Genomic DNA, 19,999 nt, shown 5'->3' on the forward strand with positions numbered 1-19,999 from the left:
TTGTTTGAAATTGCCTGTAAATGGGATTCGCAAAACATCTTGCATGATTTGTTTACTGAATTAAGAAAACATGCGCTTTAAGGGCGTATTTGACCAAGGGCTCGCTCGTTTAGGGCCTTTTCGTTTTGACGGCTGTACTTTTGTGTTTCTTATCACTTCCTGGCGAAGCTTTTTCTTAACGTACGCATTTTCATATATAATCGACCGCAATATCGTACGGTAAAGCGTGCGCCTCATTGAAAAAAGAATTCAAATACATGGCAAAAGTACCTACAAAGAAAAAAAACACCAAAGGTTTTGAAGAAACCCTATGGGATACCGCCAACCAACTGCGCGGGAGCGTCGAATCCTCCGAATATAAACATGTTGTTCTGAGTTTAGTTTTTCTTAAATTTATCAGCGATAAATTTGAAACCAAGCGCGAGCAATTATTGAATACCACTGGGATGGAAGCCTTTGTCGATATGCCGGAGTTTTACCAGCAAGACAACATCTTCTTCCTGCCGGAAGTGGCGCGTTGGTCGTATGTGAAAGTGCGTGCCAAACAAGACGACATCGCCGTGGTGATTGATACCGCACTGGCGACCATCGAAAAGAGCAACGCGAGCCTGAAAGGTGCGCTGCCGGATAACTACTTCTCGCGTATGAACCTTGAAGTTAAACGCCTTGCCTCCTTGATTGATACCGTGGAAAACATCAACACACTGGCAGATGAGTGCGGCGAACACTTGAGTTCCGAAGATTTGATTGGTCGCGTATACGAATACTTCCTGGGTCGCTTTGCGGCGAACGAAGGCAAAGGCGGCGGCGAATTCTATACGCCAAAATCTGTGGTGACTTTGCTGGCAGACATGCTCGAACCGTATCAAGGCAAAGTGTACGACCCATGCTGTGGTTCTGGCGGTATGTTTGTGCAGAGTTTGAAATTTGTGCAAAGCCACCAAGGCAAAAGTAAAGACATCGCAATTTACGGCCAAGAGCTCACCAGCACCACTTACAAGCTGGCGAAAATGAACTTAGCCATTCGCGGCTTAACCGGCAACTTAGGCGAACGCCCGGCGGATACCTTCCACGATGATCAGCACCAAGATTTAAAAGCCGATTACATCATGGCAAACCCGCCGTTTAACCTGAAAAACTGGCGTAACGATGCCGAGCTCACCGATGATGCGCGCTTTGCGGGCTTTACCACGCCACCGACTGGCAACGCCAACTACGCGTGGATTTTGCACATGCTGTCGAAGCTCGGCGAAGCGGGCACCGCCGGTTTTGTATTGGCGAACGGTTCTATGAGTTCCAACACCAGTGGCGAAGGCGACATCCGCGCCAAGCTGGTTAATGACGATCGCATTGAATGTATGATTGCGCTGCCGGGGCAACTGTTCTTTACCACGCAAATTCCTGTGTGTTTGTGGTTTATGTCGAAGAGCAAAGCCGCCAACCCGAAATTTGGTTATCGCGACCGTACGGGCGAAACCCTGTTTATCGATGCCCGTGACATGGGCACTATGGTTAGCCGCGTCAATAAAGAGCTGACGGCGGAAGACATCGCGAAAATCGCCGATACCTTCCACGCATGGCGCAGTGATGACGCGGAAAGACAACGTCGCCTAGAAGCGAAAGCCATCAGCATCGCGCAATATGAAGACCAAGCAGGTTTCTGCAAAGTGGCAACCATTGCCGAGATTGCGGCGAACGATTTTGTCCTCACACCGGGGCGTTATGTGGGCGCAGCGGATTTAGAAGACGATGGCATTCCGTTTGAAACCAAAATGACCGAGCTAACCCAAACTTTATATCGCCAATTGGATGAAGCCGAAGCGCTGGATAAAGCGATTCGTGCCAATATGGAGGCATTGGGTTATGGGGAATGAAAAAAAAGTAATTGGTGATGTTGTAGAATTGGTTAGGGGCAATACATATAAGAGTGCGTTACTTGACCATCCAGGACCGTTTTTGTTGGGATTAGCATCTATTGAGCGTAATGGAGGATTTAGAAGCGATAAGTTACGAACTTACGGTGGTCCTTCTGCCGACAAACACTTGGTGTATCCAGGAGATATGTATGTTTCATTGAAGGATATTACTCAGCAAGCTTTTTTACTTGGTTCAATTGCCCGTGTCCCTGATGATATTGATGTGGGAAGAATGACACAGGATACAGTAAAACTTGTATTCAAAGATTCCGATTATCCTAAAGATTTATTTTATTGGAGCCTGAGAACCCCTCAATATAAGGATTATTGTAAAGGTAGAGCTCTTGGAACAACTAACTTATCTCTTAGTCGTGATGATTTTCTAGCGTTTGAGTTACCAGAAGATAATGAAACACGGAGAGAGATAGTTAGCTTTCTAGAAAATAATGAAAAAAAAATCACCCTGAACCGCCAAATCAACCAAACCCTAGAACAAATGGCGCAGACGCTATTTAAATCGTGGTTTGTGGATTTTGACCCGGTGATTGATAACGCACTGGATGCGGGCTTTTTTGATCAAGGAAAGGCCATTCCCGATGAACTGCAAGCGCGCGCCGAGCAGCGTCAAGCACTACGCCATACAGTAAATGAGGCAAATAAGGCAAACCAAACGCATAGCACTCGCACCAACCCAGCGGCTGGCGATGCGTTAGCGTCACCTTATCAACCGCTACCGGATGACATCCGCCAACTGTTCCCCAATGAATTTGAGGAAAGTGAGTTAGGTTGGGTGCCGAAGGGGTGGGCATTTAAGTCAGTCTCTGAAGCTATACAAGTAAATCCTAAGGTTAAGTTAACTAAAGGTGATGAAGCTAAATTTGTAGATATGAAAGCGTTACCTACTTCAGGGTATTCAATTGAAGACGTATCAACGAAGGCTTTTTCTGGTGGGGCTAAATTTGCTCTGAATGACGTATTACTCGCTCGAATTACCCCTTGTCTACAGAACGGAAAAACAGGCTTCGTAGATTTCCTAGAAAATGATGAGGTGGGTTTTGGTTCGACAGAATTTATCGTATTACGAGCAACAGATTCTATTTCTCATACATATATCGCTTGTTTAGCTCGTGATGAAAAGTTCAGGCAGCATGCTATGCAAAGTATGGTTGGATCTTCAGGCAGGCAGCGTGTTCAGAATAGTTGTTTTGATGATTATTATTTAGCAGTGCCTTCGTGTGATGTCCTTAATAAGTTTAATGAAATGACACAGCCTTCATTTGATAAGTTCAAGATTAATACAAATGAAAATGTAGCTCTTGAGAAACTCCGCGATGCCTTGCTACCCAAACTCATCTCCGGCGAATTACGCTTGGATGACGTGGAATCCACCATCGCAGAAACAACCACCGCATAACCCATCGGCAGCCTGAGCCTTCTCGGCTGCCTTTTTGTTTTGCACTGTGCTAAACCAAGAAGAACAATAAGAACAGGACGTTATGACTACCACGTTTAATGAAGCTCGATTAGAACAAGCCATCATCGCCATGCTAGGGCAACATCAACGAGTCTCTGGTACGACGGTGTATCCGCACGTTATTGGCAGCGAGATCCCGCGCGCGAGTAAAGAAGAGGTGTTAATCCTTGATGATGTGCGTGCTTATCTCGCCAAGCGCTATCACGCCGATGGCATTACCGATGCGGAAATCGACACCATTATTCGCCAACTGCAAACCCTGCCTGCCAGTGATTTGTATCAGAGCAATAAAACCTTCTGCCAGTGGTTAAGTAACGGCTTCCTGTTTAAGCGCGACGATCGCAACCAAAAAGATCTCTATATTGAACTGTTCGATACCCAAGGGTTAGCGCAGCAGCTTAATGACATGTTTGTGGCAGGCGATGCCACCATTGCCGATGATCGCAACCAGTACCGCTTGGTCAATCAGCTGGAGATTGTCGGTAACGAAAATCAAACCCGTATTCCCGATGTCATTTTGTACGTCAACGGCTTGCCGCTGGTGGTGTTTGAATTGAAATCAGCCGTGCGTGAAGAAGCGGCAACCACCCATGATGCGTGGGTGCAACTGACTAACCGTTATCGCCACGATATTCCCAAACTGTTTGTTTATAACGCTTTATGCGTGATTAGCGATGGCGTGAATAACAAAATGGGCAACCTGTTTGCCCCGTATGAGTTCTTCTATTCATGGCGCAAAATCACAGGTTCCGAATCCAACGAGAAGCAAGGCATCGATTCACTGGATGCCATGGTGCAGGGGCTGTTTCATCCCACCCGTTTATTGGATGTGATCAAAAACTTCATATTCTTCCCCGATACCAGTAAAAAAGAGCAAAAGGTTTGCTGCCGTTATCCGCAGTATTACGCCGCTCGTAAGCTCTATTACAACATCAAAAAAGAACGCAAAATATTGGATGCTGGCGGTAAGTTGCTCCCAGTTAAATATGGCGGCAGCGGTAAAGGCGGCACCTACTTTGGTGCAACGGGTTGTGGCAAAAGTTTTACCATGCAGTTTTTGGCGCGCTTGTTGATGAAAAGCGTCGATTTTGAAAGCCCTACGATTGTGCTGATCACCGACCGTACCGATCTCGATGATCAGCTGTCGAAACAGTTTTGCAATGCCACCACTTATATTGGCGACGAGCTGATTGAACCGGTCACCAGCCGTCAGGATTTGCGCGATAAACTCGCCGGGCGTGCCAGTGGCGGCGTGTTCCTCACCACCATTCATAAGTTCACCGAAGACATTCAGCTGTTAACCAACCGCAGTAACGTGGTGTGTATTTCCGATGAAGCGCACCGCAGCCAAATCAATCTGGATCTGAAAATCACCATTGACCAAGACAGCGGCAAAGTGAAAAAGACCTATGGTTTTGCTAAGTATCTGCATGACTCCCTACCGAACGCGACCTATGTGGGTTTTACCGGCACCCCTATTGATGCCACGCTGGATGTGTTTGGTGATCCGGTGGATAGCTACACCATGAAGGAATCAGTCAATGATGAAATCACGGTGAAGATTGTCTACGAAGGGCGCGCTGCCAAGGTGATGCTGGATAACAGCAAGCTGGAAGAAATTGAAAAATACTATCAAGAGTGTGAGCGCTTAGGTGCCAGCGAACATCAGATTGAAGAGAGCAAAAAAGCCACGGCAAATATGAATTCAATTTTGGGCGACCCGGACCGAATTGAACGACTGGCCGAAGATTTTGTCGCGCATTATGAAAAGCGGGTGGAAGAAGGCTCGACCATTAAAGGCAAGGCGATGTTTGTCTGTGCCAGCCGCGAGATTGCCTACGCTTTCTATCAAGATGTGCGCACTCTGCGCCCCCTTTGGTTTATAGAAAAAGGGTTTGAAGAAAAGCTCGCCATTGATGGTGTAGAACTCACCGATAAAGACAAAGATGAACTGCTGTCATTGCCGATGGTGAACATGGTGATGACCCGTGGCAAAGATGATCCGAAGGCCATGTATGACCTGCTTGGCACCAAAGAGTATCGCAAAGAGCTGGATAAGCAGTTCAAAAATCCGAAGTCGAATTTCAAAATCGCCATTGTGGTGGATATGTGGCTGACCGGCTTTGATGTGCCGGAGCTGGATACCATCTATATCGATAAGCCCTTGCAAAAGCACAACCTGATCCAAACCATCTCACGGGTGAACCGTAAGTTTGAAGGCAAAGACAAAGGCTTGGTGGTGGATTATATCGGCATTAAATCGCGCATGAATCAGGCGCTGGCGATGTATTCCAAAGCGGATGAATCGAATATTGAGGATATTCGCCAATCGCTGGTGGAAGTGCGGAACCATTTGCACCTGTTGGCGCAGATGTTCCACAACTTTGATAGTCGCGATTATTTTTCAGAGAACCCAGTTAATCAATTAGCTTGTTTGAATCGCGCTGCGGAATTTGTGCTGCAAACCAAAAAGCTCGAACTGCGCTTTATGGGCTTGGTGAAACGCCTAAAAGCCGCCTATGACGTGTGTGTGGGCAGTGAAGAGATTAAACAAACCGAACGTGAGCAGATCCATTTTTATATCGCTGTTCGTTCCATTGTGTACAAGTTGACCAAAGGCGATGCCCCAGATACAGCGCAAATGAACGCACGGGTGCGCGAAATGATTGCCGAAGCGATTCGTGCCGATGGCGTCGAGGAAATCTTTGCCCTTGGGGAAGACAAGGCGGACACCATCGACATCTTTGATGATGAGTACATGGACCGCATCAGCAAAATCAAACTGCCCAACACCAAAATGCAGTTGCTGCAAAAGATGCTGCAAAGAGCCATCAGTGAGTTTAAAAAGGTCAACCAACTCAAAGGGATCGACTTCTCGAAACGCTTCCAAGCGCTGGTGGAAATGTATAACGAGCGAAAAGAAAACGATGCGTTGAACGGCGAAGAGTTCGATACCTTCAGCCAAGAAATGACCGACATGATCTACAACATCCGCAAGGAGATGATGTCATTTGAAGAGATTGGTATTGATATGGAAGAGAAAGCCTTTCTCGATATTCTTGAGCACATGTGCGTGAAATATCAGTTTACCTACGATCACGACAAGATGTTGGAACTCGCGAAACAAATGAAAGTGGTGGTGGACGACACCGCCCAGTACCCAGACTGGAGCAACCGCGACGACATCAAAGCCAAACTCAAAGTGGATTTGATCCTGCTACTCCACAAATTCGGCTTCCCGCCGATCGCCAACGATGACGTGTATAAAAGCGTGTTAGAGCAGGCGGTGAACTATAAGAAGAATATGAACCAATGAATGTAGAAGAAAAACAGCAAGCCCTCAATATTCTGGAATATTGGCATAAAATAGAATTTTTTAACTCGGCGGATTTGGGCGATATTACGCACGTTGGCAATGGTGGAATTCATTATGATTTAGATGAGATCGTCGGGAATCCTGATTGTCTCCCTTGGATCAACCGTAACCATATTCGACGGGCTGGTAAAAAGTATACGCCAAATAAGTATTACACATATAAGGTTTATTTGGGGCTATTTCATCGTTCAGAAATTTTCGAAGCCGGTCATCGTTATTTTTCCAAATTCGATGAGTTGAACCCTGAATTTGCTGAACGGAAAAATGATTCTGGATTTACATGCTCAATGATCTTGTATGTGGATGTGACTGGACAGGTAGTGCTTGATGAAACTGAAATATCGACAGCTCCTTGGGCAATCGGTAAAGTTCAACAGGGATCTTTAGCTTCGATTAAACTGGATGATTTTGATAAAGATTGTGAAAAATTAAACAAGCGTTTTGGGGAAATCCATCACGTTGCTGCAAGCCTTAAAGAAGAGCATCAATATCCTCCGGTTCTGACGACTTACGAGTTAGTCGAATTTTTAAAAGCATTAGGTGAGTTGATTCAGTTTCAGCCATCCTCTGAACAAGATATCCCTTCAGTAATCATTGAACTCGGAGAAAAAAAATATACAAACGGACAAGTTAAGCCTCAGCTACCCGATTTTTCATCTGTTGCGTTGCCGGATTTTTCAACCATTGAACGGCGATTGAATGCTCCGATTAAGGAAGATAAACGTTCACAAGAACAAGAACAAAGTGAACAGAGTTCTCCTGCCCAATCGATGTCCATTTTAAATAGCTTTTATATTCGTGATCTTGAATTAGCGATTGCATATATCAAGAGCGATAGATTAAACCCAGAATCAGCTTTGGCTTATTATATTGGCCATGAAAAGGGCAGGCATGACGACTTGTTGAGTGTTGGTGGTCAGGCATTACTGAGAAAGCATTTAGTGCTTGAAATGACACCTGCAGGCCGTTGGCCCGGGGAAGATACCCATTACATGAGTTTGATGCAACAGTTTGCGATTAATACCTTATACCAAGAATTGGAAGAGCAGGGCATCTATTCCGTAAATGGTCCTCCGGGAACCGGAAAGACCACGATGTTGCGAGATATTATTGCCAACAACTTGGTTGATAGGGCCAGGATTCTTGCGAATTTTTTAGCCCTGGAACAGTCAGTAGCCGGAAGTGTGGGTGTTAAAATCGGTGATCAAGTCGTTATGCTACCTAAGCTGAATCCGGCGCTTTGCGGGTTCGAAATGGTGGTTGTTTCAAGTAACAATACGGCGGTTGAGAATATCACTAAGGAGTTACCACAGATAAAATCTTTGGGCAGTAAATATCAGGCCTCTGAGTATTTTAAATCTGCAGCGCAAAAGCTTGCCGCTGAACACAAATTTGATGTTCCGAAAAATAAACGTCCGATCCTGTATCCACTATCAAAGGATAACGATTGCTGGGGGCTTATGGCGGCAGCAATAGGTAATCAGACAAATAGAAATATAGTAAATGAAAAGCTGTTTTTCAAGGCCAGCAAGGATATGCAGGTTGAACCGGGTGCGGAAAATTATCAAAAGCTGTTGGATGCTATCAAACAGTTGAAAAGAGAATCGCCTAATCAATCGACAGATTTTAAAACTGCACAACAAGAGTTTAAACAAGCTGAAAGTGCGCTGACTTGTTGCATGAATGAACTCGAAAAATTGAGATCATTAGAAGCCAAGAAAAAGTTATTGGCTGATTATCAAAGTAAACAAGACTTGCTTGAGTTGCGCTGTTTGAGATTAAAGAGCTTTGTGACCAAGCTGAGAAGCAATTTATTGCCTATTTGGTTGTTTATGCTGCCATCTTTTTGGAAAGTGCGCGCACTATTAAAAAAAATGACTTTGCGTTTGGATAGCTATACAGATAAATATGCGTTGCATAAAAGGAAAGTAGAGCAATTTAGTTTTGATTTGAATAGCGAAATTAACGCTTGTTCGACTCTCATCGAACGCTATAAGGATGCCTGTTTTGATGACGGTAGCGCAGATCTAGAGCAGGACGACATTCAACGTAAAGCATTTGTACATTGTCAAGAGTTAAACACGAAAAGAGCAAACCTCACGATCAAGGCGTTGGAGCTTCATCAGGCTTGGCTGGTTTCTATAAATGAGCGATATAAATTAGGTAGTAATGTGCTGTATCACATGTCCAAGGCGTTAGGAAATTCTATTTCTGATCGTGATGGTGCGAAGGCATTTTGGCAGTGGTTATTTATGTTTATACCGGTCGTGTCATCTACATTTGCTTCTGTTGCCAGACAGTTTTCTTCGTTTAATAGCAGTGAGATTGGCTGGTTGTTTATTGACGAGGCAGGTCAGGCTTCGCCACAACAGGCTGTTGGTGCGTTGTTAAGAGCAAAACGAGCTGTTGTTGTGGGTGACCCATTACAGATTGAACCTGTTTTTACTATTCCCCCTGAATTTGTCGAGGGGTTTGCACAAGAGCTATTTGAGGGGAATGATTGGATGACTTGGGCACCGACGGTAACCTCTGTGCAAAGATTAGCGGATCGAGTAAATCCGTATGGAACATACGAAATAGCTGATAATGAATGGCTAGGAAGTCCGCTACGAGTACATCGCCGTTGTGATGATCCGATGTTTAGTATTGCAAATAACATTGCTTACAACGGAAAGATGTTTCATGGCAGCAAATCTCCTGAAGGGAAAGCGAATCCCGTGTGGGGCAAGAGCGCTTGGATTGATATCTCTGGAGAGGTTGACGGTAAACATTACGTACCTGAGCAAGGTCGATATGTTGCCGAAATGGTTTATCAGTACTTTATCGAAACAGATAGATTACCTGATGTTTATATTATTTCACCATTTAGAAAAGTGGCTTATCGAGTCAAAAATGAATTATTTGTTTATCTGGAAAGACAAGGAATTGCGTTTCTTGATGTAAAAAATTGGATAAAAGGCCGAGTTGGGACGGTTCATACGTTTCAGGGGAAAGAAGAAAAATCAGTGATATTTGTACTTGGTTTATCTGATAGTTCTAAGGGTGCGGCTCTTTGGGCTTCGAGTAAAGCGAATATTCTCAATGTCGCGGTGACCCGAGCCAAGAAGAATGTCTACATTGTTGGTTCGAAGAAAATTTGGGCGGGTTTAAGGTTTTTTAGCGAAGCGGATAGTTTACTTAGTGATAAAACAAAGAATGTTGTCAATGATAGTGAACCGGTTATTTCGGGTGAAGGGATACTGACGCAACAAATATGATCGAATAAGAAACATAGTGTCTGTTCTTGGAAATAAAAAAGGCCGATAACCTAAGTTATCGGCCTTTTCCAATCGATTGGTGGAGCTGGGGTCATCTGAAATTAGTTTATAATATATTGATTTATAATAAACTATGTTGATTTGAATTTTATTTGGAATGCATCTTGGCATACAAAAAAGAGTAGCTATCTATGGACGTTGGTGGACAATAAACCTAATTTAAAACTTGTTGCCAAAACGCAGGTAGAGCAGGTTTGTTTAAAAACTTAATCTTATTGTTGAAGTCATTGCATAGTGTAATGGCATTATAATAGTCTAAATAAGAGGTAGTTATGTCTAAAAGTAGTTCAAATCGTGGTCCATCAAGTCATCCTGGTCCTGGTGGAAATTGGCCTTCTACTACTGGTAATAAATCTGGCGGTGGTCGCGGTAATGGTCCTGTAAAAGGAAAATAGAGGATAAAGGGCCGATAGGCCCTTTTAGATTTATGGATAAAAACGCATATCGATTTCCAACACTTGGCGAGCTAATGAATGCATTCGTTAAGGCTTCAGGTTTAATGGCGAGAAAAAATTCAAAGTCAAAAGTTTTTGATGAAAGCCAAAAGAAAGCAATGCAAATGAAGCTGAAACGGTTAGCTGACGAAACGTCAAAATTAGATGACCAGTTAGAAGATGTAAAGACAATTTTAGCTGAACTCTTATATGAGGTAATACCTGAACCAAGATTTATTTATGCCATCATTGCATCAATTGATGATGTATTAGTTCAGTACAAAGATCTAATCCGTAATGAAGGAACATATTCACACTATCTCGATAGTATTCGATGGATGATTTATTCTCGAGGTATTGAAAGAATAATTACATCCATAGTAAAAAATGGCCTTTCTTATAATCTATTAAAAATTAATTTAATATTTCCAAGTGATATTGATTGGTGGTTACCTACATTCGAAGGAGAAAAAATAGATTGGCCTATAAAGAAAGCGTGGCAATGGATTTATGATTACGTTGGTCTTTCTCAACGGCAGTTTCATTTATCATCTAAACCTAATTTTAAAGAAGAGAGAAACCTTGAAAATGCTCAACGGTGGGTTACAGATAAGCAATTCCCATCTACAAATGCTATGATTGATTGTCTAGATGATGCTTTAATTGAAATTAATACTAAAAATAGTATTAGTAATTCAGAGATAATATCCTTTAAGATTATTATTTTTTTATCAAGAGTAAGTACCTATGCATTCAAATTGCTTAATGATACTTATGGTTATATTTTCTCTGAATGCATATCACGTTGTTTATTAGAGCAGTTTTCGACTTTAAAAGAAGAGATTGGATATATTTTCTTAGCTTGTGGCTCTATTAATTATAACTATAAAGATATAGTAAAAAGAGATGCGTTAATATTTGATTATGTTAGTTTTTATTGGTCTGAGAGAAGTCGTAAGTTATTAGAATCTATACGGTTATACGATGATAAAATAAAGGAAGTTTTTAAAGGAAAAAAAGAAGTAAAACATGCTTTTGATAGCAGTAATATATCTAAGCATATACCTCTATTTGAAATTAATGCATTAATTAGGAATCATGAGGATAGATTTAATTTTAAACCTTCAATGATATATGTGAAGTTATTATTGGAAGGTCTAAAGTTGAAGCGAAAACCTAAATCAATAGATGAAATAATCAAATACGAAAATAATGTTAATTTAAATGGATTTAAGAATGTCTTGGCATGGGTAGTTCAATGGAGTTATGCAAATTATTTTTATAATAAAAATGATTATAACAAATCTTATTTTTATTATAAAAAAGCATTTTATCTATCCAAGTATAGCGTGGGGCATGATCAGTATTTATTAGTTAATCAGTATATAGAAATATGTGCAAAAAATAAAAAATATAGAGAGTTTAAGAAAGGTTTAGCATGGGCTAAGTATCTGAATATTCCTATTAGATGGTTACGAAATATGGATAATCCAGAGTCAGAAGAAAATGTTAAATTTCTATATTCATGGTTTATGATTTGTAATTATTGTAAATTTTGATGTCATTTTTTATTTAATTTATCAATGCTTTTTAATGTTTCATTTAAATTTTTTACTGCATTTAGTTTTTCATTGCATTCATTTAAAATATTGAAGTTTTCTAGATAATTCGTACCTTTGTTTTTTAGCTGGTAGCAATGTTTAATTAATTGATAAAGAAAATCTTTTTGATAAAAATCACCTGATAAATCATTCAACATATCTCCAAAATCATTATTCATTACATATGAGAATGAACGCTTATAACTCATAAACTGGCTTTTTGATCTAGCTCTTTTTTTCCTCCATGCATTATTCATTCTAATTATTTTTAGTTTTCCTGAGTCTGATGAATTTAAATGTTTAAGATAGTCTTTAAAACCTGATTCTGTAATTACAAATTCATTTGTCTTATCATTTTTTTTAAAATGCTTAGAAATGATTTTATTATTAACGCTACTATTTTTATTTATATATTTTTGTATCCACTGTCTACATTCTTTATTTTTAAAATTAAAATCTTTCATAGTGTAAATATTATATGTCATATTTAATTTTATTAGTTTAACCATGTCCCGTGACGTAGTCTTGTGACTATGTCACATTTTTTTGTAAAATATGGTATATAATAGGGTTTAAAACGATAATTAATTAGCAAGGAATGATGTTTAGATGTTGATACCTAGTGTCTACTTTTGGAAAGATGGACTGACCGCAGAGGCTAAAATGCTATTTATCTACATGGTTTCTGAGGTGGATTCGGATAAAGTTTACAAAACTTCAGTATTAGATATGGCGAATAAATATGGAGCAACTGTTGCAATGATAGAGCGATCTATTAAGGTATTAATTGCTCTTGAATTAATAGAGAGAGTTGATTCTACTGGTAGGATAAAGTCTGGTAGACCAATATCAACATATCGAATCAATGAAGATATGGTGATGGAATATCTGAAGGTTAAGCCTGGTAAACCATACTTTAAACAATTTAAAAATTATATTGATAAAGAGATATTAAATAATCAACATATGTCCTTAGCTAATAAGCTTCTATCTTTAATCCTTTTCATGCATTCAGATTTAGGTGGTCGAGTTAAAGAACTTGATTCAAAAACAATAAAAAAATTAACTGGATTCTCTAGAGAAAGGCTAAGAACTCAAATTAAAAAACTACATCAATTGGATTTTATTCGTCATCAAATTAATGGGGTTTCTATTCCAGGTAGTGGTCTGTTTAATTCAATCTATTTTTTAAAATATGATTTTATCAAAAGTCGTGTGATTTCATCTTTTCCAGTTGATTTTAATTATATATATCGATTAATTAAAGAAAATATTGATAGTATATATCATTGTAGAAATGAATTTAAAAAATACATTTCTAACCGATATAAAGATCGAAATGATATATATGATTATATTCAATTTGTCTCACTATTATCTTTAGAAAGGATTATAAATAATCAAATTAAGAAAGATAAATTAAATTTTAGAAGTAATATTGGGAATGAATGTCGTAGGGAAGCTAAACATTTAGTAAGAAATTTGTTTTTCATTGGTAGCGATGATGAAAATTATGACCATTTTGTTGATTATTTTTACTTTTTACTTTTAGATAATGAGAGTTTTTTTAATGATGAAGATCACTATGTTTTATTTAAGTTTATTGGTCAAAAATTACACCGTATCTACTACGAGTTAGATAATGTTTTTTTAGAGTAAATGCATATGTAAATAATTGGCTCAATACTTTGTTTGGTAATATGTCATAACGATATTAAATTATAAATGCTTGTCGGTATAGTAATATAAATATACCCAATATTATAAATATACCCAATATTTAATTAATACTTATTATATGGAAATACCTAATACCTAATTATTCAACATTAATTTACATATTCACCTTACCTTATGAACCTAAACAAGTAATCATGAGGATAAGAAAATGAGAGTATCTAATAATAGCAATTTAACTGTATTCAATAATCAGTTATTTAATGGGCTAACTGTCTATCATAGACCTTTAGTTAAAGAGTATTTGGAGAGTATTCAGGATTTTCTTGAGATGAGTTTAAATGAATACTCTCGATTATATGTGCTGAGATTTGATTTGAGGTATCCAGAAAATTATTACTGTTTTGAAAATGGTATTGATATCACGACATTTATTGCTCGATTAAATTCAAGATTAGCAGCGGATTTGAAAAGGAAGGGGAAAGAGCATAAATGCCATATGCGATATGTATGGGTTAAAGAGAAAGAACATTCAGATAATTATCACTATCATGTTGCGATTAGTTTGAATAAAGATGTGTATTTTACAAAAGGGAAGTTTGAAAGCTCAGAAAAAAACTTATCTAAAATGATTCAAGAAGCATGGGAATCTGTTATCGATAACTGTATTCCTAGTCAGTCAGGATTAGTTCATTTTTGTAAAAATGGTGATTATTGGATAAATGACAAAGATAAGCAAGGTGATAAGTATAAAGAATGTTTTGAACGACTAAGTTATCTTGCCAAAATTGAGACTAAAGTCTTTGGGACAGGCCTTAAAAACTTCGGCTCAAGTAGAAAATAAAGCAAAAAATAAGGGATGGGGTATCCCTTATAATTCATTTAAAAGCCGAGTAGGAAGCCAATCCCACCAACAATACCGCCGATAGCGCCACCAATGGCAGCACCTAGTTTCTCTCCGGGACGACCAAAAAGTTCACCGATATTTGAGCCTATGTTTGCACCTGCTGTCGAACTATCGATTATCGCTTCCCAGAGGATCGCTGTGGTTTTTTTACCGTAGTCCGGTGCATCATTGTCAGTCCAGTTTGATTCTTGCTTAGAAATCGTCTGGTTGGCAATGAGCACTCTTTTATTTTTTGGCAATTTACTCACAATGAGATACAGTAATTTTGCGAGGTTATAAGGCCGTTGCTGGTGGCCTGGATAACTGTAACCTGCTGAGTAATAAATAGGTGAGATGTCTACTCCTGTTGCTTTCTTGATTCGTTGAGTGAGCGAAGTCACTTTGCGTTCCAAAAAGGCACTCGCTTGAGTTGTTGGCTGGTTTAGTTGATGGTCCCAGGCGTCAGGTCCTTTGAGAGCAACGTCGGCTTGGTTAATCGCAATGATAAGTCGCTCTTCCGGATGAGGTCCTAAATTTGGGATTAAAACCTCATTAATTAACGTGATCGTGGTGCCTAAATCGCGTGTTCCTCCATCTACAATAACGAGCACCAAGTCAATCATCGCCTGGCCTGAGCTATCCGCGACGGCCAACTTTTCGATTATTCTTTGGCTATGGTTTTTATCTTCTTCAATACCATCTCCCAGCCCTGGAGTATCCCAAAGGACCAAGTTATTGAGTGTATAACAATGGATGTCTTGCGTGAGTGGGTCGGTGTCATAACCGACTTCAGCAATTGACATATCGAATAGCGCATTAATGGTAGAACTCTTACCAGCGCCAGTGGCACCGGTAATGAGGATATTCAGTTGTGATGATTTAAGACGTTGTAGGTTTTGCATCAGGGTCGATTTCGCTCCTGCTGAAAAAGCAGAGTGCTTTACTAGCTGCTCTAACTCCGTAAATAGGTTTTGTTTATTGAACATAAATGTCTCTTTGTGTTGGTGCTCTTTCTTAACGCCCAAAATTTACATTTTTCTCTCTCCATATGACCTAAACCATTGGAGATAAGAAAATGACTAAATTAATGCGTTTGAAAGAAGTAATGGAAATGACTGGCCTAAGCCGTTCTTATGTTTACCAACTGATGGCAGAAGGGGATTTCCCTCAATCCGTCTCGCTGGGGGCTCGTGCGGTAGCATGGGTGGAAAGTGAAGTTCAGGATTGGATTCTTGAACGGATTGCACAAAGGGATGGCGGGGTTGAAACCCAAGCGGCTAATTAGCTCTTACTTGAATCTCATCTAAACTCCCACTCTCAACATAGCTCAGAAAATTTCCTTCCCAGAGCTGATACAACTCTCTAATTTCTCGATGTCTGATATCTTGCCAACCACTCATTTGGGTATAGGCCATTTGATTGCTAATATCGAAATCAATACATCGCTCTAATTCAGGGTAGACGCCAGAGTAGTACGCATACTCCGTGATATAGAGAAGCTCCCAGTGATTTTGGTTGACTCGGTTTAATCCAATTTCTACAGGATGAAAGCCGCCTTGTTCAGCACTATAGGAACTGTCTTTAAAATGAAGTGAGCAAAAGGGCCCTTCAATAGTCTTCTGCTCTAACGTCTTTTGGAGCAGCGCAATGAAAGCTGGAGTAATCGAAATGCCCGGCTGTTTTAAGGTAAATGTCGTCATGGTGTTGATTCCTAGAGTTGATAAAAACGGGCCATTAAAGGCGATAAAGCTTTGGTGACATCAATAGAAATATCACCATAGAGTGCATCGTTTAATTGGCGCATCAGTGTCTTTTGCCAAGTTATATAGAGCTCTTGTACTTTTGGGTGTGAGAGCTCGACAACACCCATATCGGGTTGCCGAAATTGATTGTGGAGAAAATTAAAATTTAAATTAGGTTGGGTGACTCCTTGGCTATTCACTTCTTCAGATAAAACCTGAATGGATTCGATGAACCAGCCTTTGTCGATGGTTCTTACTAGGCGAATATCGACCGGGTGAGGGTGAACAGACATATCCGGATTGCTCTGGTGTCGAAGCTTGATAGTAACCTGATAAGCATTCGCCTCTAACTGAGAAAGCCAGGGGTGAAGGTAAGTCACTAAAGGCATATTGACGGGGACGAGGTTAGTCATCATAGATACCCCCGTTCAGCGAACGACACGCAAGTATCACCAACAACGATATGGTCCAACACGCGAACATCAATAAGCCCTAACGCATCCTTTAAGCGCGTTGTGATGTTCTTATCGGCCTGAGAGGGCTCAGGTTCACCAGATGGATGGTTATGAGTAAAGATCACCGCCGCGGCGTTGACGGCAAGCACCGCTTTAACGACTTCGCGGGGATAGACGCTTGCAGCATCGATAGTACCTAGGAACAGTTCTTTAAATTCAATCAGCCGATGTTGGTTATCCAGCAACAGCACGGCGAATACTTCACGTTCGTACCCATGCAGCTTACAGGCGACGAATGCCTTAGTTGCTTTGGTATTACATAGGGCATCGCTCTGAGTTGTTGAGCGTTCAGCTAGAATTTCCGCGGCTGCTTCTAATACGCGGTCAGCGGTTGCCAAACCAGAAAAATAGTAAGTTTTTTCGTGCATAAATCCTCCAAAAAGGAATCGTTGAGTGAATGCACGGAGGTGATATATATGTGAAATTTTTTTGATTAAAAAAACTCTCCAGTCACCAAGGTGATGATGTTTGGGCATTACGTTAACGTAAATCTCGTTCACAACGAATAAGGAGATGAACATGGAAAACGTAAAATCAGAACCTACATCAACACCAATGACAGCTGAAGCTGCTGCTCGTATTCAGTCCGCAGAGGCTAAAGCCAATGGGGGTAAAACTGCTAAAGGGAGTTTTTCTGCCCGTGCTCAAGCCATTGCTGCCAAAAATGGTAAATAGAAATCTGAATATCGGAGGATAGGGGCTACTCGCCCCTATTATTACAGATGAAGAGATATAGTAATGACAAAGATATTCAGAAGTTAATCAGCCAATTGCTCAAACATGAATGGCATTATCATCGTAGGAAAAAACATGGGCTATTGTCTTCACCCCATGGCAATTTGGTGATGGTTCCCGGGACTCCCAGTGATACCCGAGCGTATATGAACTTTTTAAAAGAGGTTGGGCGCACAGTATGACCACTCAGAAAACATTGAGACCGTTCTATTCGATTCAGCACCTACTTAGAGAATTAGCGAGAGGTCTAGGGACCAAATCGTTAGCGGGTAAAAAGATCGATGACGCATGTAAAAACTTAGAGATAAATCCCTTTCAGCTTGACGAGTTAAAAAAAACATTGATCCATGAGCCATTGGCGAAATATGTGAATATTGCGTTTGCTGACCATGTGATGGATAAGTTTAATAAGGTGATCGAGAGCTATCTCAGTTTAATGCAACGAGTCTATTTGGATGGTGTGGATGCTAAAACTGCGAACCAATACTTAGACCAATTCTTTCTGACATTTTTGGTGGCCGCTATTTGTGAGGATACGCTGTCGACGATGGGGCTAACGCCTAAAGAGGTCGCTTTAAGCGGACATCCGTTACTCTATATTCTTTTGCATCATCAGGAGAGCTTGCCTCAAAATATAGAGCGTATTCGAATTTGGTCCAAAGGTGATGAATTACCTGATTTAACCAGTATTGCAGCACTTGAAACAACACCGTCACCAAAGAGTAACGGAGAAATTCTTAAAAATCGTTTAGTGATGGGACGGTTATGGGATTATTTCTTTTATCGTAGTAATAGAGCTGATCTTTCACTCTTAAAGAGCCATTCATTGATGGAATGTTTAACGCTTTTAGAGACGAATCTCCAAGCACAACAAAAAAAAGCGATGCTCAGTTATCAGCCGGTAGCGATTTTATCGGAAGAGTTATGTCAATTGCTCGAATTAGGGAAAAGAAAGCAACCTTCTGATCACGCAAAATGTTTTCAGCTTTTGGGCGATTTAAAACAGCAAACTGGGCGCATCGATCCTGATGGAGAGACTGAATATGTATTTCATTGGTTTAATGCTCGATATCTTTTACATAGCGGTAAGTTAGAAGAGGCTATCACTGAATATCAGTTCGCGTTTGAACGAGTCATTTATAAACAAGCCCAGAATACGAAAAAAATTGTGAACGAAGCGATGATTGCCGCATGTCGCAGTCAGAAACCGAATAAAACCTTTATAAACCGATTAAGACGGATGGCTGTCATTTTAGGGTTTGATTTTATGCCACCACAGCATAACGCTGATGAATTTAAAGCAAAGCCTCAAGAGATTGAAACATGGGAAATTTCAGCATTTAGTCATCAATTTTCCACCTATTTCCCAAAAGGGACATTTTTCCCGGGGGCGATTTATCCTGAAAATCCACATCAAGATTATGGCCCATGGTTTATGGACCGAGTCATTTCAACTCCGGATTTAAAAAGGCCTAATAAAATTTTAAACGTTGGTGCGGATGGCGGGATGGTTAAATCCATGCCTCAGCTGGTGTATTTTTCTAAAGTAGGCAATATCGATGCGGTACAAAAGCTATTGGATGCGGGCGCTGATGTGAATAAGTTATCTTCAGTACATGAGTCGGCCCTCTTGTTTGCTATTCAATGCCTACAAGTGACATTAGAACCATTAGGCTCAATGGATGATGCGCTTTTTAAATTGCTAAGTCAGCGCGAGCACCGCAAGAGTGTTCTGGATACATTGACTGATAAACGGAAACTATCACCGTTGGGTTGTGCCGTTGAAACCGGCAATATTGAAATTGTCTCGAAAGTCTTAGATTTAGGCGCCTCTGTTGATAGACGACAGGATATTGATGGAGTAACACCATTGTATTCGGCGATAGATATGATCGGCAATTTTACCCGGCGACCAACACCTGCGAAGGTTTTGGAGATGATGGGGAGCGAAAGTGGAATCAATGTAATGAGGGCAAATTCTGCGGGATTGCTTCCACATTCTAAAGATGACTTATGCCATGTGTTTGAATGGATGATGAGCAATCCAAGATATAAACAGATATTTGATAATCTGTTGCATAGTCAATTTAAAACGATTCAACAATACACCACGGCAGATGATTTCAGACAGATCGCTAAATTGCTGATCCAAAGAGGCGCCGATCCCAATGCAAAACACAATACAGCCTTAGAAGACTACACGCCATTGATGCTTGCTGTTGAGTTGGATGAGCTGGAATTAGTAAAAGCGATGATGCAATCTGAACATCATCCCGCAGATTTAGAGACGTAAATTTACGTGCAGGATTGTTTGAGATCGCCTGTA

15 protein-coding genes are annotated in these 19,999 nt (G+C 40.5%); 10 read left to right on the forward strand and 5 right to left on the reverse strand.

Annotated features, from left to right (window positions below; genetic code table 11):
* The first annotated feature begins 257 nt into the window (after positions 1-257).
* The 5 genes from ABUE20_RS15735 to ABUE20_RS15755 all read left to right on the forward strand — a co-directional run bounded on the left by ABUE20_RS15735 (position 258) and on the right by ABUE20_RS15755 (position 12,076).
* Positions 258-1,874, forward strand: a complete 1,617-nt coding sequence (locus ABUE20_RS15735) for a class I SAM-dependent DNA methyltransferase (RefSeq protein ID WP_408620905.1) — start codon at positions 258-260, stop codon at positions 1,872-1,874.
* Entirely contained in the window at positions 1,864-3,330 is a 1,467-nt protein-coding gene (locus ABUE20_RS15740) for a restriction endonuclease subunit S (RefSeq protein WP_408620906.1), read from the forward strand. Before ABUE20_RS15735 ends, ABUE20_RS15740 begins: the two co-directional genes overlap by 11 nt.
* Positions 3,331-3,412: 82 nt before the next feature.
* Positions 3,413-6,706 carry a type I restriction endonuclease subunit R gene (locus ABUE20_RS15745; protein WP_408620907.1) on the forward strand — a complete coding sequence of 1,098 codons (3,294 nt, stop codon included), beginning with the start codon at positions 3,413-3,415 and terminating at the stop codon, positions 6,704-6,706.
* Positions 6,703-10,023 carry a DEAD/DEAH box helicase gene (locus ABUE20_RS15750; RefSeq protein WP_408620908.1) on the forward strand — a complete coding sequence of 1,107 codons (3,321 nt, stop codon included), beginning with the start codon at positions 6,703-6,705 and terminating at the stop codon, positions 10,021-10,023. Before ABUE20_RS15745 ends, ABUE20_RS15750 begins: the two co-directional genes overlap by 4 nt.
* 487 nt (positions 10,024-10,510) lie before the next feature.
* On the forward strand, positions 10,511-12,076 hold the full coding sequence (locus ABUE20_RS15755; protein ID WP_408620909.1) for a hypothetical protein: 1,566 nt from the start codon (positions 10,511-10,513) through the stop codon (positions 12,074-12,076).
* Positions 12,077-12,078: 2 nt separating this feature from the next.
* On the opposite strand, the gene ABUE20_RS15760 is transcribed toward ABUE20_RS15755, so the two are convergent.
* Positions 12,079-12,582: a hypothetical protein gene (locus ABUE20_RS15760; protein ID WP_408620910.1), complete on the reverse strand. Its 504-nt coding sequence runs from the start codon at positions 12,580-12,582 to the stop codon at positions 12,079-12,081.
* A gap of 145 nt (positions 12,583-12,727) precedes the next feature.
* On the opposite strand from ABUE20_RS15760, the gene ABUE20_RS15765 reads away from it, so the two are divergent.
* Positions 12,728-13,777 carry a hypothetical protein gene (locus tag ABUE20_RS15765; protein WP_408620911.1) on the forward strand — a complete coding sequence of 350 codons (1,050 nt, stop codon included), beginning with the start codon at positions 12,728-12,730 and terminating at the stop codon, positions 13,775-13,777.
* A 229-nt stretch (positions 13,778-14,006) separates the two neighbouring features.
* Positions 14,007-14,639: an inovirus Gp2 family protein gene (locus tag ABUE20_RS15770; RefSeq protein WP_408620912.1), complete on the forward strand. Its 633-nt coding sequence runs from the start codon at positions 14,007-14,009 to the stop codon at positions 14,637-14,639.
* Positions 14,640-14,677: 38 nt separating this feature from the next.
* On the opposite strand, the gene ABUE20_RS15775 is transcribed toward ABUE20_RS15770, so the two are convergent.
* Complete coding sequence (locus ABUE20_RS15775) at positions 14,678-15,667, reverse strand: GTPase family protein (RefSeq protein WP_408620913.1); 990 nt, start codon at positions 15,665-15,667, stop codon at positions 14,678-14,680.
* 89 nt (positions 15,668-15,756) lie between these two features.
* Here ABUE20_RS15775 and ABUE20_RS15780 point away from each other — a divergent pair, with 89 nt between their 5' ends.
* Positions 15,757-15,966 (forward strand): helix-turn-helix transcriptional regulator, encoded by a 210-nt coding sequence (locus tag ABUE20_RS15780; RefSeq protein WP_408620914.1) that lies wholly within the window; start codon positions 15,757-15,759, stop codon positions 15,964-15,966.
* Here the strand turns inward: ABUE20_RS15780 and ABUE20_RS15785 are convergent.
* The 3 genes from ABUE20_RS15785 to radC are packed head-to-tail and all read right to left on the reverse strand — an operon-like array spanning position 15,959 to position 17,306.
* Positions 15,959-16,381 carry a DUF2787 family protein gene (locus ABUE20_RS15785; RefSeq protein WP_408620915.1) on the reverse strand — a complete coding sequence of 141 codons (423 nt, stop codon included), beginning with the start codon at positions 16,379-16,381 and terminating at the stop codon, positions 15,959-15,961. The two genes, ABUE20_RS15780 and ABUE20_RS15785, sit on opposite strands and share 8 nt — an antisense overlap.
* Positions 16,382-16,392: 11 nt before the next feature.
* A complete protein-coding gene (locus ABUE20_RS15790; RefSeq protein WP_408620916.1) occupies positions 16,393-16,839 on the reverse strand; it encodes a DUF2787 family protein in 447 nt (148 codons plus the stop codon).
* Positions 16,836-17,306, reverse strand: coding sequence for a RadC family protein (radC, locus tag ABUE20_RS15795; RefSeq protein WP_408620917.1), 471 nt, complete (start codon positions 17,304-17,306; stop codon positions 16,836-16,838). Before radC ends, ABUE20_RS15790 begins: the two co-directional genes overlap by 4 nt.
* A 151-nt stretch (positions 17,307-17,457) precedes the next feature.
* Here radC and ABUE20_RS15800 point away from each other — a divergent pair, with 151 nt between their 5' ends.
* On the forward strand, positions 17,458-17,613 hold the full coding sequence (locus tag ABUE20_RS15800) for a hypothetical protein (RefSeq protein WP_408620918.1): 156 nt from the start codon (positions 17,458-17,460) through the stop codon (positions 17,611-17,613).
* A gap of 238 nt (positions 17,614-17,851) precedes the next feature.
* A complete protein-coding gene (locus ABUE20_RS15805; RefSeq protein WP_408620919.1) occupies positions 17,852-19,966 on the forward strand; it encodes an ankyrin repeat domain-containing protein in 2,115 nt (704 codons plus the stop codon).
* The last annotated feature ends 33 nt before the right edge of the window (positions 19,967-19,999 follow it).

The sequence above is a fragment of the Celerinatantimonas marina genome (assembly GCF_046054165.1).
Classification (GTDB): Bacteria; Pseudomonadota; Gammaproteobacteria; order Enterobacterales; family Celerinatantimonadaceae; genus Celerinatantimonas.